Source organism: Mycolicibacterium pyrenivorans (genome assembly GCF_025821625.1).
Lineage (GTDB): Bacteria > Actinomycetota > Actinomycetes > Mycobacteriales > Mycobacteriaceae > Mycobacterium > Mycobacterium pyrenivorans.
In genome coordinates this window covers 34,787-41,205 of record NZ_JACKSH010000125.1, presented here as the reverse complement: position 1 = coordinate 41,205, position 6,419 = coordinate 34,787, and the positions used below count along the sequence as shown (strand labels likewise).

Annotated in this window: 8 protein-coding genes; 2 read left to right on the top strand and 6 right to left on the bottom strand. The window is 65.0% G+C overall.

The genetic code is table 11. From position 1 onward, the window contains the following. Positions 1 to 148: 148 nt before the first annotated feature. Positions 149 to 664, bottom strand: a complete 516-nt coding sequence (locus H7I57_RS16115) for an Rv2253/PknI dimerization domain-containing protein (RefSeq protein ID WP_264024620.1) — start codon at positions 662 to 664, stop codon at positions 149 to 151. Between the two features lie 132 nt (positions 665 to 796). Between H7I57_RS16115 and H7I57_RS16110 the strand changes: the two genes are divergently transcribed. After that, positions 797 to 1,147, top strand: a complete 351-nt coding sequence (locus H7I57_RS16110) for a hypothetical protein (RefSeq protein WP_372510241.1) — start codon at positions 797 to 799, stop codon at positions 1,145 to 1,147. A gap of 134 nt (positions 1,148 to 1,281) precedes the next feature. On the opposite strand, the gene H7I57_RS16105 is transcribed toward H7I57_RS16110, so the two are convergent. Together H7I57_RS16105 and H7I57_RS16100 are read right to left on the bottom strand one after the other, a co-directional pair. Continuing rightward, entirely contained in the window at positions 1,282 to 1,659 is a 378-nt protein-coding gene (locus H7I57_RS16105; protein WP_264024624.1) for an Rv2576c family protein, read from the bottom strand. 114 nt (positions 1,660 to 1,773) lie between these two features. Continuing rightward, on the bottom strand, positions 1,774 to 3,063 hold the full coding sequence (locus tag H7I57_RS16100; RefSeq protein ID WP_264024617.1) for a cytochrome P450: 1,290 nt from the start codon (positions 3,061 to 3,063) through the stop codon (positions 1,774 to 1,776). A 212-nt stretch (positions 3,064 to 3,275) separates the two neighbouring features. Between H7I57_RS16100 and H7I57_RS16095 the strand changes: the two genes are divergently transcribed. Beyond that, positions 3,276 to 3,893, top strand: a complete 618-nt coding sequence (locus H7I57_RS16095) for a TetR/AcrR family transcriptional regulator (protein WP_264024616.1) — start codon at positions 3,276 to 3,278, stop codon at positions 3,891 to 3,893. 88 nt (positions 3,894 to 3,981) lie between these two features. Here H7I57_RS16095 and H7I57_RS16090 read toward each other — a convergent pair whose 3' ends face one another. Genes H7I57_RS16090 through H7I57_RS16080 form a run of 3 tightly spaced genes read right to left on the bottom strand, consistent with a single transcriptional unit; the run spans position 3,982 to position 6,367 of the window. Further along, positions 3,982 to 5,136 carry a thiolase family protein gene (locus H7I57_RS16090; RefSeq protein ID WP_264024615.1) on the bottom strand — a complete coding sequence of 385 codons (1,155 nt, stop codon included), beginning with the start codon at positions 5,134 to 5,136 and terminating at the stop codon, positions 3,982 to 3,984. A 13-nt stretch (positions 5,137 to 5,149) separates the two neighbouring features. Beyond that, positions 5,150 to 5,590, bottom strand: coding sequence for a Zn-ribbon domain-containing OB-fold protein (locus H7I57_RS16085; protein ID WP_264024614.1), 441 nt, complete (start codon positions 5,588 to 5,590; stop codon positions 5,150 to 5,152). Between the two features lie 60 nt (positions 5,591 to 5,650). Then, positions 5,651 to 6,367, bottom strand: a complete 717-nt coding sequence (locus tag H7I57_RS16080) for an enoyl-CoA hydratase/isomerase family protein (RefSeq protein WP_264024612.1) — start codon at positions 6,365 to 6,367, stop codon at positions 5,651 to 5,653. Between the last annotated feature and the right edge of the window lie 52 nt (positions 6,368 to 6,419).

Genomic DNA, 6,419 nt, shown 5'->3' with positions numbered 1-6,419 from the left:
TGTGATCCTCGAGAAATCTCATTCTTTCACCACGACAGGGCATTTCGCTGTTACAACCCGCCTCCCATCCCTACCTCATCGGTGAATCCAGGCTAAGCCGCATAACCACAAATCCCGTGTCCACTACATGGGGGCAAGGCCCGAGAGTTTACGAGATCTTATCTATGCGAGCCGGGAGTTCGATGACGACCGGATTGCTGACGCCACAGGCTCCACTCGGGCCTTTCGTGACGTTACGCGCCGCGAAATGAGTGAAGTCTTTGATCATCCGTTCTCCGGTATCCGGGTTGACCCCCCAGATGATGAACTGCTGCACCCCGTCGGCGAAAGTGCCGTCTGAACACGGTATCCACTTCGGGATCGTGTGTTCAACGTACCAGAAATACCCAAGCCGGGCGGTTCCGGTCCATCCCAAATCGCTCTTTACTTCGCCGCTACACTCGATTGGGCTCACGCAATCCGTTGTAACGGTCCATGTTTCGATGACGCTTGCTTGATCGAAGAAGACCTCGTTCTTCTTGGCCCACTCGCCGTCGGAGAAGACGCGATAGACGCCGTTCAGTTCGACACCGAAATTCGAGGCGCGCGCCGACGGGCTTAGCCCCAAACTTCCGACGAAGGCGACGATGACCATACCGATGCAACCGGCGACGCGCGTGGACATGCGCCCAGCCTAATCTGAAGAACCGGAGGACTGGCCGAAAACCCGAATTCCCATTGCCGCACATGCAAAGATATTCGTGTGCGATCTTCAGCCGCAGTGCTTCTTTGCGTCGCCTCTACTGTTGGCTGCGCAATCGTGACTTCTGTCCCTGCTTCGGCTCAGCCGCCTGTGCCGACACCTGGGGCCGAGTGCCACTACCCCAACTGCACACCCGGCATTAAACCGAACGTTGTGTTGGGATCCTACTGCGAGAACACCACGTATTACGTCTTTGGTGTTACGTCGTGGGGACGCCTCGTCTTCTGTGGCTCGCCGAGGCGGTATGAGCCAAGGTGGTTCCGTTCACCCGAAATGCACGGCGTAAAAAACCAGGGGGACCTTTGTCCGGGCCTCAGTGGCGAAGTAGCGCAGGCGCCCGACGGTCTCTTCCTGACGTGTGTGAGCAAGGACGGTCGATCCTACTGGGAGCGCGGGGATCTCTGACACCAAGTCCCACCCCCTTGCTCAGATCGAGTCTGTCCGATCAACAGTTGCGACGAACGCAGTCTCTGAGCTTCTACGAACTCAAGAGGTGGGTCATCCCGCGGTCGACAGCAGCCCGGCTCGAACCGCTTCACCTACCAATTTCGGATTGAGCACAAGGCTCCCTTGCTGCCTGAATCGGTGGCCACCACCTTGTCGTCGACGCGCAATTCACAAACGAAGCCTGGTGTCGACAAGGGCGGGACCGAGGGGTCAGGCAGACCCACCACCACCATCGCCCAGGCATCGGGATCTGCGAGCATCGTTTCAAATACCCATGCCTTATTAGGCCCTAGGTTCGCTTCCGCGTTCGGGCTGTACAGATAGGGATCGTGACTGTATTCAGCCCAGTTGGGCGGATCGACATTGCGATAGTAGATCTCGGCATTGGCGATATCTTCGCTCGCACCGACGGTGTATCGCACATGGTGCAGGATAGGTTGAGCGCGAGCTGGTGTGCTGACGAAGATCATGCTCGATACCAGCAAGCCGAGTGTCAAGCCATGAGTGACACCAAGAGCCTTGGATATCCGCATGCTGAGATCCTAGGACGTGGGGCTGTCTGCCGGGCCAGATTCGTTCCACGCTCAGTAGACCGGCGTGAACGTGATGTGCAGCTCGGTGAGGCCACGCAGGATGAACGTCGGCTCGTACGTGTAGCGGCGGGCATGCGGCGGCCCGTGCAGTTCCTCGTCGATCGCGATGTCGGACATGCGGTCGAGGATCCGCTCGATCGACACCCGGCCTTCGACGCGGGCCAGCGGCCCGCCCGGGCACGAGTGCACGCCGCGGCCGAAAGCGATGTGCTCGCGGACGTTCTTGCGGTCGAGATCGAACTCGTGCGGATGCTCGAATCGGTTGGGATCGCGATTGACGGCACCCGGGCACACCATCATCGTGGTGCCCGCGGGCACGTCGAGGTCGCCGACCCTGGTGTTCTTCTTGGCCAGCCGGAACTGACTCTTGACCGGGGCGTCCATCCGCAGCGCCTCCTCGATGAACACCGGGATGCGGCTGCGGTCGCGGCGCAGCCGCTCCTGGACGTCGGGGTGATCACCGAGCACCCGCAGCGACGCCGTGAGCAGCTTGGTGGTGGTCTCCTGCCCGGCGGCGAACAGGAAGGTCGCGGAGCGGACCACCTCGATCACCGGCGGTGTCGAGCCGTCCGGATACTTCGCGGTCGCCAGCGCGGTGAGCACGTCGTCGCGGGGCTCCTTGCGGCGGTCCTCCAGGTATCCGATGAACTTCTCGTCGAGCCACTCCAGCGGGTTGGCGCCCACCAGGTCGCTGTGGTCGAGCGAGCCGACGTTGGCGCCGGGCCGCGGCGCGCCGAGGACGGTGCGGAATTCCTCGTGGTCGGCCTCCGGCACCCCGAGCATGTCGGCGATCACCAACAGCGAGAACGGTTTTGCGTACGCGCTGAGAAACTCGCACCGGCCTGCGGGCTCCCTGCTGAAGATGTCGTCGAGCACCTCGTCGGCCAGCCGCCACATGAAGTCCTCGTTCTCCTTGAGCCGGCTCGGCGTCAGCAGCCGGTTCAGCAGCGAGCGGGCGTTGGTGTGGTCGGGCGGATCCATCGTGACCATGTGCTCGAACATCGGCATCTGAGGCCGGTGCACGGTGATCTGGTCGGTGATGTCGTCGCCCTCGGGCGTGAACGGCAGCGGCGGAAACGGCCCGGCCACCGCGATACACGACGAGAACGTGTCGGCGTCCTTGAGCACGGTGGCGGCTTCCTCGTAGCCGGTGACCGCCAGCACCCCGTAGTTCGGCTCCCGGACCACCGGGCACTTGCTGCGCAGGTGGTCGAAGTACGGGTGCGGGTCGGGCACGAGGGAGGGATCGGTGAAGTAATCGATCGTGTCGAAGTCGCTCATGTCCAAGGCCTCCCGGGCTGGCGGAGTGGTGTCGAAGAAGCAGTACGTGCTTCATGGAATTTCATAAATGCTGAGCACCTGCTTAGCATGGTGCAAGAGTTAGGGTCAAGATCACCGGCGACACGCCCACGGGCAACGCAGCCCGCGTGCGCGTGGCGTGTCCGGGTGGTGTCACCCTGGGGAACGGCGCGTGTGGAGGAGTGAGGGTCAGCATGGCATCGCCGCGACGGATCGGGGCGCCGGACGCGAAGAATCGCGTCGTGCTTCTCGATGCCGCGGAGCAGTTGCTGATCGAGGAGGGGTACGCCGCGGTGACGTCGCGCCGTGTCGCAGACCGGGCCGGGCTCAAACCCCAGTTGGTGCACTACTACTTCCGCACCATGGAGGATCTGTTTCTCGCCGTGTTCCACCGCAGGGCCGAGGAGGGCCTGACGGTGCTGAGCACCGCGCTGCAGTCGCCGCAGCCGTTGTGGGCGTTGTGGCGGTTCAGCACGGCCCCCGAGGCCACCAGGTTGACGATGGAGTTCATGGGCCTGGCCAACCACCGGAAAGCGCTGCGGGCCGAGATCGCGTTCTACGCCGAGCGTTTCCGCCAGGAGCAGAACAAGGCCATCGCCGACGCACTGCGGCGGCATGGCATCGACGCCTCCGATGTGCCGCCGGTGGTGTGGACCGTCTTCGCGACGAGCGTGTCGCAGGCCATGGTGATGGAGCGTGCGCTCGGCATGAACACCGGTCATGCCGAGACGTTCGAGTTCTGCGAGCGCTGGCTGCGCCGCCTCGAGGGTGACCCGCTGCCCGAGTTCGTCCCGGACGATCCGCCGCGGTAGATCCCAAAACCGGTCCATCCCCCGGCGGTGGCGTCCGGGTAGGCAACTCACGGTCGCCGAACGTCCGCCACACCTGAAGAGCGCCGGGCTACAGCGACAGGATCGTCGCCGAGGCTGTGCCCGGAGCCCCGTACACCTGGGCGAGCCCCACGCGGGGTGAGCCCGGCACCTGCCGATCACCGGCCTGGCCGCGCAACTGCCGCACCAACTCGTGGACCTGGCGGAGTCCCGAGGCGCCGATGGGCTCGCCGTTGGCGATCAGGCCGCCGTCGGTGTTGACGGGCATGGTGCCGTGAATCTCGGTCGCCCCGTCGGCCAGCAGTTTCTCCTGCTCGCCGTCGGCGCACAGCCCGGTCTCGGCCATGTGGATGACCTCCGCGCCCGCATCGGTGTCCTGCAGCTGGGCGATGTCGACGTCTTCGGGTCCGATGCCCGCGGCCTCGTAGGCGGCCTTGGCGGCGAACACCGTCGGCGAGGGATCCTCGTCGAGCGGTGCGGACGTCGCATGCACCTCGTAGGCGCCGTAGGTGCGGGTGCGAATCTCGGTGGCGCGCACGAACACCGGCGTGTCGGTGAACTTGTGGGCGAGGTCGCCCCGGCACATGATCACCGCCGCAGCGCCCTCGTCGGGCGCACAGAACATGTACTGGGTCAGCGGATAGTTGAGCACGGTCGAGTTGAGGATCTCCTCGACCGGGATCTCCTTGCGCCGGAACGCGTTCGGGTTCAGCGCACCGTTGCGGAAGTTCTTGTTCGCCACGCGGGCCAGGGTCTCGGGGGAGATGCCGTGCTTGTGGATGTAATGGTTGGCCTTCATGCCGAAGAACTTCGTGGTGACGAACTGGCCGTTCTCGGCGTACCACTGCGGCAGGGCGAGTTTGGCGGGGTCGTCGGTGAACGCGCCGCGCGGGTGCTTGTCCATCCCGATCGCGATACCTATGTCGTACTTGCCCAGCCGGATTGTGTCGGCCGTCTGCTGGATCGCCGACGCGGAGGTGGCGCACGCGTTGAAGACGTTGGTGAACGTGATGCCGGTCAGGCCGACCAGGCGGGTGACGGCGTCGGGGTTGGAGACCTCGTAGCTGCCGCCGAAGCCGAACTGAATGTCCTTCCATTCGACGCCGGCGTCGGCGAGCGCGAGATCGATGGCCTCGGCGCCCATCTCCATGGCGGTCTTGTCGAACCGGCCGAACGGGTGCAGGCCGACGCCGATGATCGCGACCTCATTGGCGGCTGTGCTCATGAAAGTGATTCCCCTAGTTGGCGACTGGCTGGAAGGCGAAGGTGACGATCTCGGTGCCGTCCTCGTCCTTGGCGAACGGGATCATCGTCAGCTCGACGTGCTGGCCGAATTCGAGCTTGGCGGGATCGTTCTCGGTGAGGCGGCCCTCGACGCGGATGACCGCATCGTCACCGTCACCGAGTTGCACGAGGCCGACGCCGAACGGCACGAAGTCCTTTCCGGTAGGCCCCTTGTACGGCGGCCCCGGCGGAAAGCCCTGTGTGGTCCAGGCGACGAGGGTTCCGCGGCGCGGAAGCAAGGTTTCCGACATCTCGCCGCGACTGCACTTCGGGCAGCGCTGCTGTACCGGGAACGTGGTGGCGCCGCAGTGCGCGCATGTGCTGCCGATGAGCTGCGGATCGTCACTGGGCCATGTGGAGATTTCGGGCGCGAGCGCCCGCTGCGTGGTCGACACGCGTTGACCATAATCGGAAATGACGTTCTCGTCTAGAGAGAATCGAAGGCTCGGGATGCCTCAGGTGGCCTTTTTCATCACCTTGTCGGCGGCGGCCCAGTGCTCGTCGGACGCCCACAGCCGGGCGAACGCCGCCACGGCTTCGGTGGTCGGCACGCCGCGCATCACGCGCTTGACCTGACCGGCGGGTGTGGTGGCCAGGGAGCGCGCGAGGAGGCGCCACTGCTCGGCGAAGGAGGCCCGCAGGATCACCTGGTCGATCAACCCGATGCGCTCGGCCTCCGCCGCGGTGAGGATGCGGCCGCTGCCCGCGAGCAACAGCGCCCTGCCGTAGCCGACCAACTCGACGAGGCGTTCGGCGCCGCCCCAGGCCGGCATGATCGCTAGCGCGACCTGGTTGAAGCCGATCTTGATGTCGTCGGCGGCGATCCGGATGTCCGCGGCCACCGCGAACTCGGCGCCGCCACCGAGGGCGTGGCCGTTGAGCGCGGCGACCGTGGGCGCGGGGAAACCGGCGATGCGGTCGCAGATGGACCTCATCCGGAAGGCCATCGCGGAGGCCTGCTCCTCGGTGCGCAGCGCGGCCAGCTCCTTGAGGTCGCCGCCCGAGACGAAGGCCCGGTCGCCGCCACCGGTGAGGACCAGTGCCGCGGCGCCTTCGGCGCCGTCGAGCGCCTTGTCCAGCTGGTCCATCGTCTCCAGCGAGATCGCGTTGCGCGCGTGCGGGCGGTCGATGGTGATGATCGCCAGACCGTCATCGACTTCGAGGTCGACCATCGCGCATTCTCCCTGTCCGGTATTGGCATTCTCGTCAGCGGAGAATAGCATC